The 21,337-nt window shown below is 43.1% G+C and carries 16 protein-coding genes; all 16 read right to left on the bottom strand.

The window, feature by feature from the left end:
* Positions 1 to 10 precede the first annotated feature (10 nt).
* Entirely contained in the window at positions 11 to 1,141 is a 1,131-nt protein-coding gene (locus ACO03U_RS04095) for an anhydro-N-acetylmuramic acid kinase (RefSeq protein WP_204685726.1), read from the bottom strand.
* A 54-nt stretch (positions 1,142 to 1,195) separates the two neighbouring features.
* On the bottom strand, positions 1,196 to 2,083 hold the full coding sequence (locus tag ACO03U_RS04090) for an N-acetylglucosamine kinase (RefSeq protein WP_204685724.1): 888 nt from the start codon (positions 2,081 to 2,083) through the stop codon (positions 1,196 to 1,198).
* 14 nt (positions 2,084 to 2,097) lie between these two features.
* Positions 2,098 to 3,105 carry a serine hydrolase domain-containing protein gene (locus ACO03U_RS04085; protein ID WP_204685722.1) on the bottom strand — a complete coding sequence of 336 codons (1,008 nt, stop codon included), beginning with the start codon at positions 3,103 to 3,105 and terminating at the stop codon, positions 2,098 to 2,100.
* A gap of 8 nt (positions 3,106 to 3,113) precedes the next feature.
* Complete coding sequence (locus tag ACO03U_RS04080; protein WP_204685720.1) at positions 3,114 to 4,652, bottom strand: glycoside hydrolase family 3 N-terminal domain-containing protein; 1,539 nt, start codon at positions 4,650 to 4,652, stop codon at positions 3,114 to 3,116.
* Positions 4,653 to 4,666: 14 nt separating this feature from the next.
* Positions 4,667 to 5,710 (bottom strand): MupG family TIM beta-alpha barrel fold protein, encoded by a 1,044-nt coding sequence (locus ACO03U_RS04075; protein ID WP_204685718.1) that lies wholly within the window; start codon positions 5,708 to 5,710, stop codon positions 4,667 to 4,669.
* A gap of 141 nt (positions 5,711 to 5,851) precedes the next feature.
* The gene (locus tag ACO03U_RS04070; RefSeq protein ID WP_204685716.1) at positions 5,852 to 7,177 is read right to left on the bottom strand and encodes a PTS sugar transporter subunit IIC; all 1,326 of its coding nucleotides are present in this window, start codon (positions 7,175 to 7,177) and stop codon (positions 5,852 to 5,854) included.
* Positions 7,178 to 7,431: 254 nt separating this feature from the next.
* Positions 7,432 to 8,952 (bottom strand): sulfatase family protein, encoded by a 1,521-nt coding sequence (locus ACO03U_RS04065; protein WP_204685714.1) that lies wholly within the window; start codon positions 8,950 to 8,952, stop codon positions 7,432 to 7,434.
* Positions 8,949 to 10,352 carry a sulfatase family protein gene (locus ACO03U_RS04060; RefSeq protein WP_204685711.1) on the bottom strand — a complete coding sequence of 468 codons (1,404 nt, stop codon included), beginning with the start codon at positions 10,350 to 10,352 and terminating at the stop codon, positions 8,949 to 8,951. The genes ACO03U_RS04065 and ACO03U_RS04060 overlap by 4 nt, the downstream gene beginning before the upstream one ends.
* A gap of 31 nt (positions 10,353 to 10,383) precedes the next feature.
* Positions 10,384 to 11,733, bottom strand: a complete 1,350-nt coding sequence (locus tag ACO03U_RS04055) for a family 20 glycosylhydrolase (protein ID WP_423104402.1) — start codon at positions 11,731 to 11,733, stop codon at positions 10,384 to 10,386.
* 65 nt (positions 11,734 to 11,798) lie between these two features.
* Positions 11,799 to 12,458: a YitT family protein gene (locus tag ACO03U_RS04050; protein ID WP_237583863.1), complete on the bottom strand. Its 660-nt coding sequence runs from the start codon at positions 12,456 to 12,458 to the stop codon at positions 11,799 to 11,801.
* 5 nt (positions 12,459 to 12,463) lie between these two features.
* Positions 12,464 to 13,291, bottom strand: a complete 828-nt coding sequence (locus tag ACO03U_RS04045) for an MBL fold metallo-hydrolase (RefSeq protein ID WP_204685702.1) — start codon at positions 13,289 to 13,291, stop codon at positions 12,464 to 12,466.
* Positions 13,292 to 13,335: 44 nt separating this feature from the next.
* Complete coding sequence (locus tag ACO03U_RS04040; protein ID WP_204685700.1) at positions 13,336 to 14,442, bottom strand: radical SAM/SPASM domain-containing protein; 1,107 nt, start codon at positions 14,440 to 14,442, stop codon at positions 13,336 to 13,338.
* A 539-nt stretch (positions 14,443 to 14,981) separates the two neighbouring features.
* Entirely contained in the window at positions 14,982 to 16,379 is a 1,398-nt protein-coding gene (locus ACO03U_RS04035) for a glycoside hydrolase family 1 protein (protein ID WP_161868218.1), read from the bottom strand.
* A gap of 143 nt (positions 16,380 to 16,522) precedes the next feature.
* Positions 16,523 to 17,524, bottom strand: coding sequence for a LacI family DNA-binding transcriptional regulator (locus ACO03U_RS04030; protein ID WP_204685695.1), 1,002 nt, complete (start codon positions 17,522 to 17,524; stop codon positions 16,523 to 16,525).
* A gap of 100 nt (positions 17,525 to 17,624) precedes the next feature.
* The gene (locus ACO03U_RS04025) at positions 17,625 to 19,922 is read right to left on the bottom strand and encodes a glycoside hydrolase family 3 C-terminal domain-containing protein (protein ID WP_204685693.1); all 2,298 of its coding nucleotides are present in this window, start codon (positions 19,920 to 19,922) and stop codon (positions 17,625 to 17,627) included.
* The gene (locus tag ACO03U_RS04020) at positions 19,915 to 21,249 is read right to left on the bottom strand and encodes a PTS sugar transporter subunit IIC (RefSeq protein ID WP_161868221.1); all 1,335 of its coding nucleotides are present in this window, start codon (positions 21,247 to 21,249) and stop codon (positions 19,915 to 19,917) included. Before ACO03U_RS04020 ends, ACO03U_RS04025 begins: the two co-directional genes overlap by 8 nt.
* Positions 21,250 to 21,337: the final 88 nt, after the last annotated feature.

Genomic DNA, 21,337 nt, shown 5'->3' with positions numbered 1-21,337 from the left:
GTGGCTTTTTTTAGGCCCAAGTCACCCGGCCTAGCACTACTGGTTTTCTGGCTCCGGTAGCACTGGGCACATTGTTTGGAATTTTTTGTAGTGTATGTTGTGCTAAAATCACCATGGCTATTGCCTCTTTCGCGTCAGAAGAAAAACCTAAATCTTCTTGAGTTTTGACAATAAAGTTGGCATCTACTGTCTGACGTATCATGGCCATCATGACTGGGTTATATGCTCCACCACCCGCTATGATCAACTCACAAGGCTCGGTGGTCAGTTGTGCACAAGCCTGAGTGATGGATTTTGCTGTTAACATCGTTGCTGAAGCAATCAAATCATCCGGTGCGATTTCAAAATTTTCGCCTATTATCTTCGCCACAAATGTTTTTCCGAAAAGTTCCCGTCCAGTAGTTTTCGGATAAGGTTGTGCGAAATACGGCAACGATAGCCAATGATTCACTAGTTCCGGCAACACTTGCCCGTTAGCCGCATGCTTACCGTCATGGTCATAAGCCTCATCATAAAAGTGTCGGGTAAGCTCATTAATGACCATATTTCCTGGACCGGTATCAAAAGCCACTACATCAGCTGGCGAGCCACCTTTTTTAATCCAAGTAAGGTTACCGATGCCACCGATATTTTGTAAGATTCGATCTTTGTTTCCTTGATAACAATAAAAATCAGCAAATGGTACGATAGGTGCACCTTGTCCACCGACAGCCATATCCGCCTCACGAAAATTAGAAACAACTGTGCATTGCAACAGTTGGGCCAATACGCCCGCATCTCCTAATTGCAAAGTTGATGGTGGAAAATCTCCAAGTGTCTCTGGTTGATGAAACAAAGTCTGACCATGACTTGCTACATAAGCTAACTCCCCCGTCGTTAATTGGTTTTGTTCACAAAGTTCTTTCACCACTGCTGCATAGGAAAGTGCTAGTTGAAAATTTAAAGAAGAAACTTGTTGCACCGTCACTGATTCTGCTTCCAAAGCGTGATGTAGCTGGTTCAATAGCTCTTTAGGATATGGCTTTGTAGCAAAATCTACTAATTTCACCCTCGTCTTTTCCAACACTCCCGTGATTTCGACTAACGCTGTATCAATCCCGTCTAATGAAGTGCCACTCATAATTCCTACAGCTAAAACCATTCTCGTCTCTCCTATTCACAAGCAACTTTATCTGCCAAAGGATTTTTTCAGGTATTAGACTTGTTGCTCCCAAAAATAATAATAAGTACCTTGCAAGAGGCTTATTTCCTCATTCACTACTGGCAATACCTTGAAATCCTCGGCCAATCGTTGCCGTATCGTTTCTTGAACTAGCTGATTTTGTAACAAAATCGATCCCGAAAAAGCTAAAGGTAAGCCGGTTGGCAACTGTGCCTTGCATTTCAAAGTTAATGCCAATTCGACAAGTTTCTCCGCAGCCGCTAACAAAATTTCTCGAGCAGCAGCTGTTTTGGAAGCTGCGACAAAAGCGGAGTAAGCCGCTACATCTGACTTAGTCATCTGATAAAAATGCCGAACCACCATCATAGGGTCGGTGGTCCCTTCGTTAGCTAGCATTTCTTTAGTCAATTCGTCGGTGACTTTCGGATCATCACAAGCCTTGCACACCCTCAGAAAAGCTTCCCGACCAATCCAGTAGCCACTACCCTCATCTCCTAAAAGATGCCCAAAACCACCAGCTCGGGTAAAGACACCTTGATACCGAGCATAAGCAATCGAACCGGTCCCCGCAATCAACAAAGCTCCATCTCGCCCCATCAACTTGCCATATAAGGCCAATTGGGCATCATCCAACAGCCATACAGGACCCGCAAAGAAAGCAAATTCTCGTTGCAATTGTTCTTGGATTCCAGCTGTAGTAAGGCCAGCAACTCCCAACACAATTCCAACACAATTATCCTGTTCTTCTGCTAACAAGCGAGTCACACCAGCTTTAATTACTGTTAAACTATTGACTGGATCTGCGATAACGTTGGCAGGCCCCAAAGTCATCTTTTTTCGCAATTTCCCATTATCAACTGTCACTGTGACGAAGGTCGACTTCGTACCACCGCAGTCGCCACCGATTAGAAATGCTGTCATATAGCAGACTCCCTTCATGCTTTTTTATTGTCCCTAGCAAACTCTTCGAAAATAATACGATGCAATTGTTTGCGATAATCTACAAAGCGAGCATCAGTGCTGTTATAGACACGATTTGTCAAAAAAACTATACCTTCTTGCCATTTGGGATCCCAAAATATGCTCGTCCCCGTATAACCAGTATGGCCAAATGCTTCTAAGTTAGCCTCCGCAAAAAAACTCTGGCTGCCAGTCTGTTTAACCCACCCCCAACCACGACAATCCCCTTGCCCTTTTGTCTGATAAGTTGTGGCCTCTTGATATAATTTCTTATTTTGAAAATTTCGCTGCCAAAATCGTAAATAACTTGCTAAATCTTCACTAGTACTAAATAGCCCTGCATGCCCCAGCGCTTCTTTGAAAAAGCGGGCATTGCCGTCATCTGGGGCACCTTTTACCCGGGTAGGCACTCCGCCCGTCGGAGAAAAACTTGTCTGCTTCATTCCTAAAGGTTCAAAGATTTTTTCTTGACAGAAATCATTCAACGACTGTCCACTAAGTTCTTCCACCAATTTACCCAGTAACATAAATCCCAAGTCACTATAGACAACCCGCTCCCCAGGTTGATGGTTAAACGGTACCGCCAAGATTGCCCTAAGAACATCTCTTTCGGTTTGTTCATAAAAGCGTTCATGGGAGGGTAATCCGGCCGTATGGGTTAATAATTGATTTACAGTTATTGGAGCCAGAGCCGTCAGTCTGGTAGCCGGTAATTTTTCACCTAAAGTCGTTTGAGGTGTAAGCTCTCCTGCTTCCATGAACAATAGAATAGCTGGTAAAGTGGCCACAACTTTCGTTAAAGAGGCTAAATCAAAACGGGTCTGACTTGTAGGCTCATCTTGACTGTCTGGAATTTGTCCGACTGACCACTGAGCAATTGTCGTAGTTTTATCAAGTACTTCCAAATAACCACAAGGAAAAAGTTTTTCCTGTCGACCTTGTTCTAAAAAGTTAGTAATTCTGTCGTAGCTACTATTATTCATAATCTTTCTCATACAAACAACTTAGCCACGGCTACGCGCAGTGCTGCTTCAGTAAACTCAAAAGGGGTTATATACGTTTCAATTTCCGGTAGCCAACGACTATCATAGGGATTACGCAAAGCAATTCCAGCAACATCCGCTGTTGACTGTCGTAGTTTACGATAAATTTGACCTTGCAAATCTGCTTCATTTTTTATATTGAAACTAGTGAATAAGATATGATCGTAATTATCTAGATTATCCAGCATTGCTAAAGCTGTTTCTGGTGATTCCGTTAAAGAAAAAGTCTGAAAAACTGCGTTAGCAACTTTTTCATGGATGATTTCCTTCAAAGGAACCGTCAAGTGATTTGCGTCCTCTACGTTAGAAAAAATCGCATTTTCAAAACTAATTACTAATAATTTATCTGTCGTTTTCCATGGTGTTTTGCCTCCCATTTTGACGACCATGTCAGATTGTTGATAAATGGCTTTAGCTAATTGTGTATGTCGGTATTTTTTTTCCTCCAAAAGTTCATCTGAAAGCATTTGATGATTGGTCCAAACCCCATAATTTGCTAAAAATCCTTTAATAGTCTGATCCGTTGACACCAATTGTTGTAAATAACTTTTATCAGTTATGACGTTTTCCAATACTTGCTCAATAGCAGCTGTTTGCAGCGCTTCCGTATGGGAAATCATAGCAATGTCTACGCCGTTAGCTAAAGCAATATTCGTAGCTCTTACCGTGCCAATTTCATCAGCAATAGCTTTCATTTCTAGACAATCTGTCACAATTACTCCCTCATATCTCAAATCCTCCCTCAATAATGAAACCATTTTTGCTGAAAGACTAGCCGGCAACCCAGCAGTTTCAATTTTAGGAAAAAAGACATGAGCCAACATGACTGATGCTACCTCAGTTGCAATCCCAGCTTTGAATGGAAGCAACTCGTTTTCCATTAAGTAAGCCGCATCGTGATGAATAACCGGCAAGGATAGATGTGAATCCACAGCTGTATCCCCATGACCTGGGAAATGTTTTAAGGTTGCGGCAACATGCTGGGACTGAATGCCTTTGACAGCTTCGGCTACAAAATCAGCTGCTCTTTCAAAAGAATCTGAAAAAGAGCGCACACCAATAACTGGATTGGTAGGATTATTGTTCACATCTGCCACTGGTGCCAAATTCCAGTGAATCCCTACTGTTGCTAATTCGTCGGCAGAAGCTTGATAGCTGTCGTAAGCATTTTGCACTTGGCCGGTACTACCAATTGCCATCGCCCCAGGTAGCTGACTAAAGCCATTGACTAGACGCCGAATTACTCCATTTTCTTGATCGACAGAAACTAGCAAAGGATAATCATAGCCCGCATCTTCTGCTAATTGTTGCAAATCACTAATCAATTGAAACACTTGTTGAGGAGATTGGATGTTGCGACTAAATAAAATAATCGAACCGACATAATACTGGGTAATCATTTTGCGAATGTGGTCATTGACAACTAGCCCATCAAAACCAACAACAAAATGGCGACCCACCATCTTTCGTAATTGTTGTTCTTCCATTAGTTTCTCCCTCTTTATACAAAATCGATTGGTTCAAAACGAATTTTCGTGTCACGATCCACCCACTGCAATAAATCGACAAACTCAGGATGGACAAAGCCGATGCAGTTAGTAGCTGCTGAAAATGGTAAATCTTCTCGACACAAGTTGATTTCGCCACTATAGCGACCACCCAACTCGTTTTCCATGGTAATCATCCCTTTTTTTCGTTGCAAAGTTTTTTCAATAGCAATTTTAGGAATACGCGGAGTGGCTAAACGTACTACTTTTTCTGGAATATCTCGACGCACAGCCAATTCCTGTCCATAAAAATCTTGATGCCCACCATATAAAGCGACTGGTAAGGTGAGAACTCGTTCTTGTAAATAGCGCTGAATCATTTCAAGGGTGGCAAAACGTGCCAAACTGTCACCTATCAAGATATCTGTCACGCCAAAGTCTTTGATTAATTCTACGGCTGCAACAAAAGGATGTACCCCACGATGTTTTTCTAACGTTGGTAGTCCTTGATAAAGAGGAAAACGTTTCAAGGCATCCCCCGGTACAAAAGCCATGATTTTCAATCCCCGTTCCACCAGTTTACGGTTATCAGCTTCAAAAGCAGACGCTGATAAACCCGTGTCGGTTTTTGGATAAAAATTATGAGCCATCTGAATCTCATTCAAATCTAAGCCGGCTGCTTCTGCTTGTTGTAAGAAGGTCAAACTAACTACACTAGCATTTAAAAACAAGATGAAATCTTTTTGTAACGTCACCAGTTGATGGATATCATCAAAGCCGTAATCCAAACGCACCGCTTTGACACCTAAAGCTTTCAGCGCCTCCATATCCCCCGCGGGAATTTGCAATTTTTCAAAAGTTACTGGTGAGACATCCGGCACCAATAACAAATCGTTGTTGCGGCAGGTTTCCAAAAGTAATGGTAATTTCACATCAATGTCAGAAAAATCTTCTTCAGGAATATGCAATGAGGTAAACACGTATTTGGCACCAATCTTGGCTGCTTGTTCCAAATATGACACATCTAAATCTTTTAAATAAACTGAGACACCTAACATATCGTCTCCTCCTAATTCGTAAGAGACGTGATGACCTCTATCAACAGTAAAAGTTACAAGAAATTGTTTGCCTTTATAGCAGACAATTCTGTGCTCTTTCGGGCTGTTGAAGCTGCCATCACGCCTCCTCTATCAGTTTTTCTAGTTTTCTTGTTCAGTAATTTGTTCTTGACGATCCAATGCGATTACAAATGGATAAAAAATCAAGAAGTTGATTACCCAACCAGCTAAGACGAAAACTAACGCTCGCCAGTCCCCACCAGTTGATAGAAAGGCTTTAATCGGTGCTGGGGTAATCCATGGTACAGATAAGACTGGGATTGGCAACAAGTTCAAAGAGACGAAAATAATTGCCAAAATGTTCATAACCACCGGTCCTAAAACAAACGGAATCATCATCAATGGGTTCATCATAATTGGCAAACCAAAAATCAACGGTTCCCCAATGTTGAATAATGCTGGCGCAGTAGCCAAGCCGCCTAATGAGCGGTAGCGTTTAGATTTTGCTAATAACAAGGCCAAACACAGCGGTGCCAACCCAATCATGATATAGTTGTCTTGGAAAATACTGGTATAGATATGTGGTAATTTTTCGCCCAATTGGAAAGCTGTTTGGTTTTCGGCCACCATCTGAGTCCAGAAAGTTCCGGCAACTCCACCAACGATATTCCCACCGTGGATACCGACAGCCCACAAACCACGGTTAATAATCGTTGCAACTAACATGGCAACCGGGGTATCACCAACCATTACTAATGGTTGGAAGACCTTCATAATCATTTCTGGTAAGTTCAATTCTAAAACAGAACCAATCAACCACCAGAAAATAATAACAAACAAGCTTGGAATTAAAGCACTAAACGCGTTAGAAACCATTGGTGGGACATTTTCAGGCATTTTGATGGTGAAGTTGCGACGTACGAAGAAACGATACATTTCAACAGTGGCAATGGCTACGATAATCGCAGCAAAAACTCCTAATGCCCCTTGATAAGCTGTAGATACACCAGAAAAAGCAGTTGCAGTTGTTGTTCCATCAGCTATGCTTTGAGCATTTTTAGCAATTTCTTCCGGCGTTGCACCAGCGATTGTTTGTACCGTTTGTGCTGGATTTAGTAAAAACCAGGAAGCCACGGCCAAAATCATCGGTTGCATAATATCCGTATGTTCTTTTTTATTCTTGTTGTACCATTCCACTGTTGCATAGGACGTTGTAATGACGGTATATAATCCAATAAATGCTGTCCCTACACCTGATGCTGCAGCAATTTTCCAACGAAAATCTCCTAGAAAATCAAGATACGGTTGATATGGAAATGAAGCAACCAATAAAAACATCGACCCAATAATCAACAAACTCATGATTCCTAATCCGTTACGCTGTATGACCTGTACATAACGCAAGTTTGCAAAACGAATCAATGGCGGTGCAATGTATTTCTCGATAAAATCTGTCAACTTGTTCATCAAATTTCCCTCCAATAAAGTAATCGTTTACAATTGCTATTATACATATAAGAAATTAAATTTCAATATTTTTTTAAATTAAAAGAAATAAAATTTCTTAGGTTTGTATGGGCCAACTGACAGACATTAGCAGATAGATGTAAACTTCTTCAATTACGCAAAAGCCTACCCAATGATTGCCACTAGCAAATCTTCTGGGTAGGCTTTTTTAGCTATTCAATCATTAATTAGTAGAATCCAGTATAAACAATCGATTACCGGCGACACAAATAGCGGTATTCGAAGATCAGATTATCCTTTTGCGCTTCCATCCAATCTTCTAATTTTTGTCGGAGTTCTTCCAATATCGGAAGCTTTTCATCAATCAAGTTCTGTAATTCTCCCGGATCCTCCGCTAGATCATATAGTTCATCGGTATCTCCTGCATTGAAGACATATTTCCAGTTTTGCCAACGTAGAGCCCGTTGCGAAAAGAGAACGGCTCCGATACCAGAACATTCCGTCACGACACAATCCCGCCAGTGACTGACTTTTTCACCTTCTTGGACTAAAGGTAAAACCGAGCGGCCATCTCTCGCGACAGCTTCAGCTGGCAAGCCTGCTGCATTGAGAATCGTCGAATAAAGGTCGCAAGTTTGGACAAACTCAGGCACCCGTAGTTTACCGTCGGCTGCTTGTGAGACACTCGTCGCTTCCATCCCCTGAGGTAGTTTCATCAACAATGGTACACTAGTGATTTCTTCGTACATGAAGATGGCCTTGTCACATAACCCATTGTGGATCCCTAATGATTCCCCGTGATCCGAGCTGAAGATAATCAAAGTATCTTCGTAAAGTCCTTGTTCCTTCAAAAAATCAAGCAAGCGGCCGATTTGGTAGTCGATGTGACTCATATTGGCATAATAATGACGAATATACGGTACAAATTCTTCCCAATCGGTATTATTGGCTCGTTTGACATCATGAATACGTGGTTTATTCTCGCTATCTCCGGCATAATTTGCCCAAGGTTCAATTTCCAGATCCCGGTATTGGTCCAGAAATTCTGTAGGGGCATAATATGGCTCATGAGGTCCCCAGAAATTCAATTGAAAATACCAAGGTTCTTCTTGTTGCTTAAATTCCGTCAACCATTTTTTAGTACGTTCTACTAAGAAGTGTTCAATCGTCGTATCCAACCCCGAAGTGATTTCCCCAGCTTGATGGGATGTATAGTTTCCAGAAATCACATGCTCAATCTTGGTTTCTTTACCCAGACTTGCCACATAGGCCTTCAACTCATCGTATATATAACCGCCAAAGCCATGTCCTGGGAAATCATCCCCTTGGTAGCCAACTGTCGTAGGAACGGAGCGGGTATTTTGAGCCAATTCGGCAAAGTGAATATTTCCCATGAATTGTTGGATATACTGATCCTTGCGTACCGCCTCAGCACCAGTCCCCAAGTGCCATTTGCCGGTATACCCCACTTGATAACCTGCCGCTGCCAAACGGCGACTCAATAATTCTGGCGTATCGGGCAATTCTTGAACCATCGTGCCGTAATTATACGAATTGGTTAACATGCCATGATGCATGGGGTACAGTCCCGTTTGCATGGAAGCCCGAGCCGGGGTGCAGATAGGACAAACCGCATAAGCATTGTCAAAATTTAAGCTAGCATCTGCCAACGTATCCAAATTAGGCGTGTTCACAGGCAGATTGCCGTAGGTAGAAAGGGTATCCTTTCGTTGTTGGTCTGTTACGATAAATAAAATATTTGGTTGTTTTGTCATTTTCCTGCCAACTCAGCTTTCTTTTCCCAGTATTCTTTGCCTTGTGGAAACTCAAAATCTCCCATCACTTCGGCTTGTTGGACCAATGTTGCCTGCATGATTGCTAGTTTTTCAGCAAAAGTAGGATCTTCAGCCAAATTCACCATTTCTTTAGGATCTTCTTTAATATTAAACAACTGAGTGTGGGCTCCAAAATCCGTCGCATACTCGATTAATTTATAGTCACCTTGCAGCAATCCGCGGATTCTTTGGGTGAAACTCAAATAAATCATTTCCCGTCCAGGTTTTTCATCAGCAATCACCGGCAAGAGGCTTTGTCCAAACAGGCCCTCAGGAATCGGCGTATCGGTGTAATCTAAAATCGTTGGCATAATATCCAATAACAGTGCTCGTTGGGTCACTCGTTTGCCTTTTGGTAAGCCTAGTCCGGCCATAACCAAAGGAACATGAATGCTATGTTCGTAGAGATTTTGTTTCCCCATTAGGCCGTGTTGACCGATGGATATGCCATTGTCCCCACTAAAAATAATCAGTGTGTTTTCCAACTGCCCAGTTTCTTCCAATGCATCGAGAATGGTCCCAATGCGGGCGTCGATATGACTAATCATGGCATAATAATCAGCAATATGCTGTCTAACCCGACTTTCAGGACGGGGATAAGCTTCCAAGCTTTCGTCTCGTTCCCGTTTGACATCAAATTCAAAAGGGTGCTCTGGTAAAAAGTTTTCCGGCAAAGGAATCTTAGCTGGATCGTACATGTTTTTATAGGCTTCTGGCATAGTACGTGGATCGTGAGGTGCTAAAAAGGCCCCGTACAAAAAGAAGGGTTGCTCCATCGTCGCAACATCATGGATTTTTTCAATCAACTTATCCGCGAACAAATCGGTAGAATGTTTACCCATCGTCAAATGATCTGCCGGCATTTGAATCGTGTGGTTGGTAGAAAAAGGATCTTGGGTAAAAGTCCGCCAATCCCGGTACTCTTTTGCAGGGTCAAACTCATTCACGGGCACATTCCAATGATCCCACATGCCACCGAAGAAGATTTCACCACCATCTGAGAAGGCCCGACCATAGCCTTTGGTGCCGTTGTGCCATTTTCCAATCCCTACTGTGTGATAATCATTTTTTTGGAGTTCTTCACCTAAAATCGCGTGCTCATCAGGAATCACCGCACCGAGATCTTGCAGATCAAACAAGTGTTTAGAGGTTTGCATCATCGCCCGTGACGGCATACAAACTGCACCAGAAGTCCCACCAGGAATATAGGCGTTTTCAAAGGTCACGCCTTCTGCTACCAAACGATCCAAGTTGGGTGTTTGAATATCAGGATTGCCTAGTGCATGGATTGTGTCAAAACGTTGGTCATCTGCTAGTAAAAACAAGACATTTTTCTTCATATCATTTTCCTCTTTCCCTATTTCCTATTTCTTATTGAAGTAATCCCTGATAGATATTGCGAATCACGTCCTGATTCCCTAATAATCGTTGATCGGCTTTTTGCATTAGCGCCGCCATCAAATAAAAGACATTTTCCACGACTTCTGCCGGGGTCAGCGCATCTGGAATATCACTCCAGATGGCAATTGCATTAGCTGCTACTGAAGTCAATTGGTCCTCATTGACAACCTGTTGTTGTGGGAAGTCCACTGGTGTCCAGCCGGTCATGATTTTTTCATAGGTTGGGTAGGTATATGAAGCATGCTCTCCTAGTACATAATAGAAGTAATTGTCGTTATGGTTAATCACGGTGTAACCCAAATCGATGAAGGTTTGGATTGGGGCCATGTTTTTATTCCACCGCGTCCAATAGCTGATCATACAATCTTTGGTCAAATGCAAGCCTTCTGTCCGATTCACTCGATAAAAGCCATCATTCCAAACCAACGGAATAAACCCTAATTGCCGCACATAAGCCACCGTTTTGTTGACATACTCAATAAAGACTTCGATACCACTTGCCTCAGGGCCGTATTTTTCGGCAGCATAATTTGCTAATGTTGGATAGTTATGCAGATCATCGAAAGGTACAAATTCATCCGCACCGACATGGAAATAACGACAGTCCACGAACAGCTGAGCATACTCTTCATAAATTGACCAAATAAATGCCACTGCCTCTGGATTTAAGATATCTAGAGCTTTTTCATCCTTAACCAAGGTTCCATCTTCTGCAAGTTTATCCAACCGCCATTCCGGTTTATCCGCCAAGACATGCTTCAAGTGCCCTGGAGAATCAAAATCCGGAATAATTTCGATGTGTTGCGCTTGGGCATATTGGATCAATTCCCGCACTTCGGCTTTGGTCAAATGCTCAGCAGATGCCAACCAAGGGTAGCGTTCAGACTCGATTCGAAAGCCTTCATTTTCAGAAAAATGCAGTTGCAATTGATCAAAATTAAAGATTGCTAGACTATCTACCAACTCTTTCAAGGTTGTCAGCGGAAAGAATTTGCGTCCCATATCTACCATCAATAACTTTTTCTGGGGACTCAACGTGATGGTCTCCGAGATAATCGCAACTTTTCCCAATAAGCGTTGCAACACCATCATCGTTCCTTTAAACAAGGCGCTTTCATTTTCAGCAGCGACTGTAATGGCATCGGCGGCAGCCGTAATCAAAATCTGATCTTGTGGGACTGCCGGATCCAGTTGCAAGACTAAGTCGCCTTGTTCCCCTTGCAGAGGCAGCGTTTCACCGGTGAAGCGCTGCCAAAAGCGGTTAAAGGCTTTGGCACAAGCTAAAGTTTCATTACTCGCTTGGATTGATGTGATTGTCATTATTTGTTTCCTCCCAAATGTCGGCTGAAGAGCTCATTTTTCTGAGCTCCTCAAGCCCAATGTTTTTATTTTGATGTATGATAAACCCTCGACTGAAAGCGACCCCACCAACGCAGCAAGGGATTATCCGCTTCCTGTAAGAAGAGGCCTAATAACAAACTATTAAAATAACTAAAAGCAATCCCGATGACCACCGCCTGCCAGTTATAGGCAAACAAGCCTAAAACCAAGACACTCCAGTTCAGCCAACGTAACACTTTGGCCACCCCTAATTTGGGGCGATAGCGGTGGACGATTAAAGCCACCACGTCCAAGCCAACGGTGGAGGTATCCGAAGACAGGCACAAAGCATAGCCTGCTGCGATAAACAAGCTAGCAAATAAAAAATCCACCGGCAAGTTGATCTGGGCACTGATTGGGGCTAAATAAAACAAGCTAAAAAATAAGTTGTAACAAATGCTCGAATACACTGAACGCAGCAAGTTACCTCGTCCCAAAAAGATGCCACTTAAGATTAATAAAACTAAGGTGATCCCATTTGTCATCAAGAGCAATGGGAGACCGGTCAATTCATTGGCAATCATGGATAAGCTAGTGACCCCGCCGTTGATGATGGCATTGGGTTTCATCCACTGAGCATACGCAAATCCCAATAACGCCGTTCCTAAAGTCACTTTCGCTAAGGCACGACCTTCTGTTTCGATTAGCTGTTTCATTTTTTCCATGTTGCTTAAAACTCCTTAATTAACCCGTCATAGGCGACATCGAATCCATAAGGGCTTACCAGATCCAGCATTTCCTGATGAGTCAGTTTACTATTGTGAGAAAAATGATTGCAGACAAACTGTGTCTTGTGATCGACAATACCTAACGCCAACAACCGTTCCCGCGTTTTGAGATTATTAGGAAAGCCTTGATGATTGCGGGGACTATCGTCAGCTTGATGGTTACAATCGATGGAAACAAAATCATAATACGGCCGCGTCTCTTCTAGAAAAGACCAAGTCTCTTCAGGAAACTCGCCAGTATCATGGGCATAAAGCATCTGTTTTTTTCCATCGCTAATCCCATACAGCAAACATGTTTCCCGTTGATCATGGTCAGCAGCTAAAGGAGTAACTTGATAATCCATGATGGCCACCGTTTGAAAAGGCGTCATCAAATGAAACTTCACCCGCTCTTCCTCCCAGTAACCTTCCAGATCAAAGACCCGTTTCATAAAATCATAAACCCGTTGATTGCCGTATACATTTAAGGTTTGGGAGACCTTTGGCACATAGCCGCTGAGACGCAACACCAAATCTTCCGCATAAAAGTGATCGGAATGGCTGTGGGTCACCAGTAGATGGCCAATGTTGGATAAATCAAACCCATATTGCAAATAATGGGCGTAGGTGTCCCCTGGAAAATCAATCAGTAGTTGCTCATCCAGTAGTGACTGGGAACGGGTACGAATATCCTTGCCACCCTTGCGACGAGCGGTTTGGCACAACTCACACTCACAATACAAGGCTGGTACCCCTTCTGCCGCCGCTGTTCCAAAATACTGCAGTTTCACTTAAAGTCCCTCTTTTCTTTTTACTCTCTTTTAGTACAAACGTTTCAACGTCCCACCGGTGAACTCGCCAATGCCACTAAAGGCGCGGCGACTTTCTTCAAGACTTCGCGATACCCGCAAAAATCATCCGTATCTGAGGTGACATAACAAGCCTCTTTCATGCGCTTACAACCCCCGCGGCACATCTTGAAAAACTCACAAGTATCACAAGTCCCATAATGAGGCTGATCACAGATAAACTGTTGCGTCAATGGTTGTTCAAACAGCTCTCTTAACGTCTGTTGGGTGATATTGCCTACGCAAAGTTCGTCCAACACATAAAAATCACACGGATAAACATTGCCATTGGCCTCAATCACATATTGCATCTGACAACGGCCTAACATGCCACAAGCACCCATCACGCCATTGACCAATAAATTGGCAATGTCGTCAAACAGTTTAATGGAAACATAGTGACCATTTTTTAAAGCCTTTTGCCACAAATCAAAGAGCTGTCGGTAAAATTGAGCAAACCCCCGAGGAGTGACCGCAAAGGCATTTTCCTCCTCCCCTAGCTCGGCTAGACAAGGAATAAATTGGATATACTTGATCTGCTCCTGCAAAATAAACGACCAAATGTTCTCCGCTTCCGTCGTCATTTCCTCCGTCAGGACACACAAGACATTGTAGGGAATTTCAAAATCCTCAAGCCGTTTTTTTGTCGCCAACACCCGTTGGTAAGTCCCTCGACGGGCGCCATCCGGACGATGCCGATCGTGAAAATCGGCGCCCCCATCGATGGATAAGCCCACCAGAAAAGCTTCTGTTTTTAAGAATTGACACCAGGCTTCATCTAAAAGCAGCCCATTGGTTTGAATAGCATAATCCACCGTCACTTGTTTCGGCTGGGCTTTTACTTGCTTCACAAAATTTTGAAAATACTTCAAACCGGCTAGCGTCGGTTCTCCTCCTTGAAAACCAATCGTCAAATGATCCCCATCTTCTAAATCTTGAAAAACATGGTCAATCAGCTTGGTCGTCACTTCGGGTTTCATCCGTCCAAACGATCGTACTTGGCGTAATGAACTAATGTCAGCGTAAAAACAATAACTACACCGTAAATTACATAAGGAAGAGGCGGGTTTAATTAATAGTTGAATATGTTTCATTTTTTCCGGCCTTTCTACGTCTCAGTCGTGAGATTTTTTTCTTCTCACTGGATAACTTGATTTAAGCAGGCGCTCATTTAGCGATGCCATGTTATCAAACAGGCAGTTTTCTCTCTTAAATAATCCATAAGACCTCTGTATAATAGACCTTTCATCAACCGCTTTCAAGGGCATTTGTTAAACTCCTGATATGTTTTTTATTGCTGTCTCTAGGCCAATTTTGACATAGTCAGATAGAATCCCATGCCCATGAGTTTTCCTTCGTTTCCATAAATAAACCGGTTCATTTTTTAAACACCATAAAATTAATGATCATTTTTATTTTCATGATGCTATTGTTGGTCTAGCTAGTACGTCTCACTTATTTCGGAGCTAAATGTCACCTTTTTCGTAACATCAATCTGACAGCATGATACGCCACTTAAATCCCGAACCATCAGCCTCTATACTGCCTAAATTTTTTATAAGTTCTTTATTCACAAAAAACTCACTGAGAAAAGTGCATTTCGCCTCTTTTCTCAGTGAGTTATCGTCAAGGATTACACATGTTCCCGTTCAAAGCCATTGTTTTCGATAACATTGGCCATCCAGAAACTGGATTTTTTCGGTGTCCGCTTGAAACCATTTTTGATATCAACACGGTAATAGCCGTATCGGTTTTTATAAGCATTCAACCAACTCCAGCAGTCAGCAAACGTCCATAAGTGGTAACCAAAACATGGTGAGCCTTCTTGGATCGCCCGATGCAATTCTTCCAAATGGTCTTCAATAAATTCAATCCGATAATCGTCTTCAATCACCCCATCAAGGTTTTCAAAGCGTTCTTCTTCAGAAACACCCATCCCATTTTCAGAAATATACCAAGGAATATTGTCGTAGCTGTTTTTCAGACGCATAGCGATATCATAAATTCCTCGTGGATAGATTTCCCAACCCCGGTGTGGATTGATACGTTTTTCTGGCCAATCGTAGCCTCGGAACAAATCTCTTGGTTCTCGAATCGGCCAGACTTTTTCAGCTGCAGGAACGGCTTGAACCCGCATTGGTTGGTAATAATTACAGCCAACAAAATCCACGGTATTGTTCAAGAAGATGTCCTTGTCACCAGCTTCTGTCACAGGAGCCAGATCAGCTTCTTTAAGCATCGCGACAAACTCCTCAGAGAATGCCCCTTTAACAGCACAATCTAAGAAGCTACGGATGTAAATATGATCCGCCCACTTCGCTGCTTCTAAATCTTCTGGCGCATCACTTTTTGGATAAACTGGTGACAAGTTCAAAATGATTGAAATTTGGCCATCGTTGTATTTGGATGCTCTAAAGGCTGCCACTGCTTTGGCATGAGCCAACATCGTGTGGTAGCCCACCTGCAAAGCCCGTTTGAAGTCATGAACTTTCGGCCAATGGGCATCCCCAAAATACCCACATTCAATGTGAACAAGTGGTTCATTAAACGTCGCCCATTTTTTCACGATATCGCCAAATTGTTCAAAAGCGACACTTGCGTAATAGGCGAAGTGATCAACGGATTCCCGAGCTTCCCAACCGCCTTTTTCCATCAGCCACCAAGGCATATCAAAATGGAATAAGTTGATGATGGGTTCAACTCCATTGTCCACTAGTTCTTGGAAATAACTCCGATAAAAAGCCACTGCTTTTGGATTTAAAGTTTTACCATCTGGCAACAAACGAGTCCACGCGATGGAAGTCCGATACGAATTCAAATTCATCGCCTTCATATTTGCGACTTCTTCTTTATACATTTCGTACACGTTTGACGTATTTTCTGGACCGACTTGATCATAGAAAAGTTCTGGTTCCATTTCAAACCATTTATCCCAAGTAGAAGGGCTTTTGCCATCGATGGCTGCCGCGCCTTCTGATTGTGGTGCGCTCGTAGCGGCTCCCCACAAGAAGCCTTTTGGAAATTGATACATCTGTGTTCCTCCTTCATTAGCGAATCTTTTTTACACATTGCCATTCTACAATGAAAAGGTTTCTATTAATAGCATTGTGTCGTGTTTTTGACTATGTTTTTATTGCGCCCAAACGCAACCAACGAGTACCAGTTTACTAATTTTTACCGTTGCTTTCCATCTGGTAGCAAATTGCCTCCTAGACCAAATAATTCATTTTCTACCCAGACGCCCTCATCTATTGCACTCGTTGGATCGGCCATCCGAGCTAGCAAACGTTCGCCACAAAGTTGTCCGATAACTGCAGTAGCCGGTTTGATGATGATTCGATTGGGTAACAAGTCGGCCATTTCGCGGGTGTAGTCATAATGGGCCAAAAGTAATTGCTGACTTCGAGGGTCTTTTGACTGTTGCAAAAACTCCAAAACCCCCATCGCCATATTGTAGTTTGTCACCAATAAAGCCGTGATATCTTGCGCTAACAATTCTTCCGCCCCGCGATAACCACTCAGCCGCGAATAATCCCCAAAAGTCGTCACCAACTGTGCCTCAGGATGTGTCTCTAGCGCTTCCTTGGCCCCAATCAACCGTTCACGAGCAACATAATCATTTTGAGGAGCTGCCAAGAGGCCGATGCGTTGATGCCCTTGTTCAGCAAAATAGCTGATGACTTCTCTGACACTTTTGCGGTCGGCGACTTGAACCCGATCCACGCCAGCTAGCTGAACCGGACTGTTGATGGTCAATACAGGAATCGGCAAGTCAGCCAAGCGTTCCATTCCATCCCAATCCTGCTCAGACATAAAGACAATTAAGCCATCTACAGAATGCTGCATTAAGTAGTCAATCTTTTTATTCACTTGGGAAACGTCGCCTTTGAAACCACTGAGGAGTATGGAGTAGCCTTTAGCTTCCATCACGCCTTCAATCGCACTGACAGTCTCGGCCCCGAATTGACTGGAAATACTATTCATTAGTAAGCCCACCGAAAAACTACGATTGTTTTTCAAGCCCTTGGCAATAATATTCTCTTTATAATCCAATGTGGCGATCGCTGCAGCAATTTTTTCCATATTGACAGCCTTTAATTGCTGCCCATTGAGATAGCGGGAGACACTACCGACAGATACGCCTGCCAGTTTGGCGACTTCTCGAATTGATGACATAGTTGACTTTCCTTCTTTCTATCACAAGTGACATTCCGATTGACTTTGGGCAGCAATTGCTAGAGAAGGCGGCCTGCAACAGCCGACCGCCTAAAAGAGTTTATTTCGTAAAAAAGATTTCTTCCTCAAGATTTCCTACCAACACCCGACAACCGACAGCTGGTTTCAACTGACGATCACTATCTGTATAGGTAAGCTGTTGAGGGGTCAAATGCAGGGTCAGCTCACGAGTTTCCCCTGGTTCCAAAGTCACTTTGATGAAATCTTTCAACAATTTGTGGCGTTGAATGACAGATCCTCCCAACAACCGAACAAAGAGCAAGACACTTTCACTCCCAGCGTAGGTGCCACGATTGGTCACAGAGACCTTCACTGTTATTGTGTCAGAATCTGCCGTCACGTGCAAGTAGTCATAGCTAAATTTCGTATAGCTCAGACCAAAACCAAACTCATGTAGCGGTGCCCCTGATTGATCATAGTAATTGTCTTGTTTAGAAGCTGCCCGTTGGTAATAATAAACCGGCAATTGATTGGCGTTCAAGGGATAGCTAACGCCTAGACGACCGCTAGGATTAAAGTCTCCAGCCAACGTCCCGGCGATAGCTGCGCCTCCTTGTTGCCCTGGGAACCATCCCACCAAGACTGCTTGGGATAATTCTTCTACCCGTTGAATATCATACGGACGCCCTTGGATCATGACACTGACAATTGGTTTTCCTGTTGCCGCTAAGGCTTCTAGCAATTCCAATTGACGGCCACCTAAACTTAACGAAGCAACATCCACGTTTTCCCCAGAATCCATATTAATTCCTTTAGAAGAAACTGCTCCATTACTCAAAAATTCCATATCAAAATTGCGGGCACTAGAACCACCTAAAACTAAGACAATGCCATCTGCATCTTGACAAAGAGCCACAGCCTCTGCCATTTTGGCATCTTGATCTACCAAATTGCGGGCTTCACAACCTTGAGCATAAACCACTTCTGCATTAGGAAAAGCTTTGGCCACTTGATGGAAAATCGTACACTCTACTAATTTAGGATCTTGGGGTGCCGTATAATCTCCCAACAATTCATATAAGCCATCTGCGGCCGGTCCCACCACAGCGATTTTATTTAAGTTTTGTGACAAAGGCAACAAGCCATCATTTTTTACCAAGGTTAAAGATTCCGCTGCCACTTTCAAGTTCATGGCTTGGGAAGCAGTCATCAATTCATCAAAAGCCGCACCTGGATCTTCCACAAAAGGTTGTTCAAATAAACCTAATAGGAATTTAATCCCCAAAACGCGACCGCAAGCGACATCTAAATCTGCTTCAGACGCCAGATTTGAGGCGATTGCTTCCTGGATAGTCAGATATGTTTGATCCCACAAGCTCAAATCAACGCCGGCTTTCAGAGCAGCTGCCGCCCCATCGATTTGCCGGTCAAAGACATCTCCCAGTCGATCTAGGGCGACACCATCAGCCATGACGATCCCTTGATAGCCCATTTCCTTGCGCATGATGGTTTGGAAAAGCTCCCCATTGATATGGCATGGCACACCATCCACATCATTGTAAGCCGCCATCACACCTACCGCATTACGGGTGCTATGAAGTAACGGCCGGTAAACGTCGTTAAACTCGCGACCACCGATGGTAACCGTTCCCGAATTATGCCCACCTAAAGCTTCTCCTTGAGCAATACAGTGCTTCAAAACGACCCCAATTTGTCCCGGCTGTTTGTTAATTTCAGCCACCGTTTGATCCAAATAAGCTTGATTTTCGGTAATCAATGTCCCTTGGAACCCCTTCACTACCGCTTCACTCATTTTGGCAGCTAAAATCGGATCTTCCCCGAAACATTCCTCTGTGCGCCCCCATCGTGGATCTTTGGCTAAGTCCAAGGTGGAAACCAACGCAAGGTGAACCCCTTTGGCAGCAAGTTCTTGAGCCATCAAATGACTAGACTCTGCCATCAACTCCGTGTTAAAGGTATTCCCCCGACCAAGATTGGTAGGATAAGAGACGCCCCCTAATCCTTGATGACCATGGGGACATTCTTCGACGATCAAGGCGGGAATTTGCCAACGAGATTGACTCATGACATATTCCTGCACTTGATTTACTAAACGCCAACTATCCTTTGGCGCGATGCCATTATCAAAGCCGACTTGGGACCAAGGATCGGCGCGAAATAAGCCATACAAGGCACCAAGACCGCCTCCCCAAGCCACGTGTTCTTTAAATTTATCTGTTAGACGGACACTGCCATCTGCTTGTTTTTCATAACATTCCCAACCATAAAGATGTTGGTTTACCTGACCGACTTTTTCTGCTATCGTCATCCGACCAAGCAAATCAGCAACTCGCTGGCGAATCGTCAAGTCAGGATTTTGATAGGGATATTTACCCAATCAACTCGTCTCCTCTCATTTGGGCAGCTTTATTGGAAGCCATCACAAATGGCAAGAACAAGAAGACATCCAATACAATTAAGGCTACCGTTAAGACACCGGCCATCAGATTGCCCCCTGTTGCGATGACAGATTGAATCACCGGTGGCGTAATCCATGGTGCTGCGGCAACGGTTTTTCCAATTAGCCCAACACTTGTAGCAAAATAAGCAATGATTAAGTTAATCGAAGGAATAATCGCACATGGAATCATAAAGATTGGGTTCATAACTACTGGTAAACCAAACATGACTGGTTCAGTGATATTAAACAGACAAGTCGTCAACCCCATCTTAGCAATTTGGCGTTCATCCCGGCGACGAGATACCCACAAAATTGCGATAACCAATGGCAAGATACAGCCCCCACCACCAATCAAGCCAAATGCATTGGCAAATGGTTCGGTAATGATGTTTGGAATTGCTTGATGATTTTGGAAAGCAGTCATATTTTCTTCAATCGATTGCAACATTGGCGCTTGTTTGATTGGGGCTAAAATACTTGACCCATGCATCCCAAACACCCACAAGAAATCGGAGAAGAATTGTAAGAAAAGCATCCCCGGTACAGATAAGACAAACCCTTTTAATGGGGTTTGAATCGCCAAGTTAATCAAGTCTGGCACATTCAACCCAGTAGCCGTTTTTAAAACAAAGACGAAAATCCCAAAAACTAAAACTACCAATACTTCAGGAACTAAAGAATTGAAAGAAGTGGCAACTGCTGGTGGCACGCCATCTGGCATCTTGATTTTTAATTTTTTGAATTTGGCTAAGTGAACAAACAATTCAGTACTCAATAAGGCACAAATCATCGCTGTTGCCAAACCAGAGCTAGACGTCAATGCTTGTGGGAAAACCCCAGCCACATCCGCTGTTGCGCCATCAGCCAAAGTAACAGTGGTATTGATTGGCATCAAGATAAACATCGTCGCCAAACTCAAAACCCCAGCATGGACAGCATTGAAGGAAGGATCATCAATTTTTTTGGATTTGATATAGTAATTTGCTAAATTAACCCCGATATTGTAACAGACCACAATCGCTAAGATACTCATCGTCCCATTATTGACAATTACTGCCAAGTCTGACAAAAAGCTTAAATCAACAAATTTCTGCACCGTCGCATTGGAAAATACTAAAGCATTCAATAAGACCATAAAAGAAGCTGCCATAACAAGTGGCATCGTAATAATAAAGGCGTCACGGATTGCCAGCAGATGTCTTTGACCATTGATTTTTGACACAATTGGCAATAATTTTTCCGACAATTTGTCTACGAATTTCATAAGTTGCTCCTCAATTCTATTTTATTTGAACCGGTTCAAACACATAATAACACCCTTTCAAAAAAATGCAATAGCTTCCACTAATATT

The organism is Enterococcus diestrammenae (genome assembly GCF_049384045.1).
Classification (GTDB): Bacteria; Bacillota; Bacilli; order Lactobacillales; family Enterococcaceae; genus Enterococcus_C; species Enterococcus_C diestrammenae.
The sequence above is the reverse complement of the archived record's forward strand: the minus strand, read 5'-3'. Positions and strand labels throughout refer to the sequence as shown.

Coding starts and splice junctions, on each gene's coding strand:
- ACO03U_RS04095 (WP_204685726.1), bottom strand. CDS start 1,141: ATGGTTTTAGCTGTAGGAATTATGAGTGGCACTTCATTAGACGGGATT.
- ACO03U_RS04090 (WP_204685724.1), bottom strand. CDS start 2,083: ATGACAGCATTTCTAATCGGTGGCGACTGCGGTGGTACGAAGTCGACC.
- ACO03U_RS04085 (WP_204685722.1), bottom strand. CDS start 3,105: ATGAATAATAGTAGCTACGACAGAATTACTAACTTTTTAGAACAAGGT.
- ACO03U_RS04080 (WP_204685720.1), bottom strand. CDS start 4,652: ATGGAAGAACAACAATTACGAAAGATGGTGGGTCGCCATTTTGTTGTT.
- ACO03U_RS04075 (WP_204685718.1), bottom strand. CDS start 5,710: ATGTTAGGTGTCTCAGTTTATTTAAAAGATTTAGATGTGTCATATTTG.
- ACO03U_RS04070 (WP_204685716.1), bottom strand. CDS start 7,177: ATGAACAAGTTGACAGATTTTATCGAGAAATACATTGCACCGCCATTG.
- ACO03U_RS04065 (WP_204685714.1), bottom strand. CDS start 8,952: ATGACAAAACAACCAAATATTTTATTTATCGTAACAGACCAACAACGA.
- ACO03U_RS04060 (WP_204685711.1), bottom strand. CDS start 10,352: ATGAAGAAAAATGTCTTGTTTTTACTAGCAGATGACCAACGTTTTGAC.
- ACO03U_RS04055 (WP_423104402.1), bottom strand. CDS start 11,733: ATGACAATCACATCAATCCAAGCGAGTAATGAAACTTTAGCTTGTGCC.
- ACO03U_RS04050 (WP_237583863.1), bottom strand. CDS start 12,458: ATGGAAAAAATGAAACAGCTAATCGAAACAGAAGGTCGTGCCTTAGCG.
- ACO03U_RS04040 (WP_204685700.1), bottom strand. CDS start 14,442: ATGAAACATATTCAACTATTAATTAAACCCGCCTCTTCCTTATGTAAT.
- ACO03U_RS04035 (WP_161868218.1), bottom strand. CDS start 16,379: ATGTATCAATTTCCAAAAGGCTTCTTGTGGGGAGCCGCTACGAGCGCA.
- ACO03U_RS04030 (WP_204685695.1), bottom strand. CDS start 17,524: ATGTCATCAATTCGAGAAGTCGCCAAACTGGCAGGCGTATCTGTCGGT.
- ACO03U_RS04020 (WP_161868221.1), bottom strand. CDS start 21,249: ATGAAATTCGTAGACAAATTGTCGGAAAAATTATTGCCAATTGTGTCA.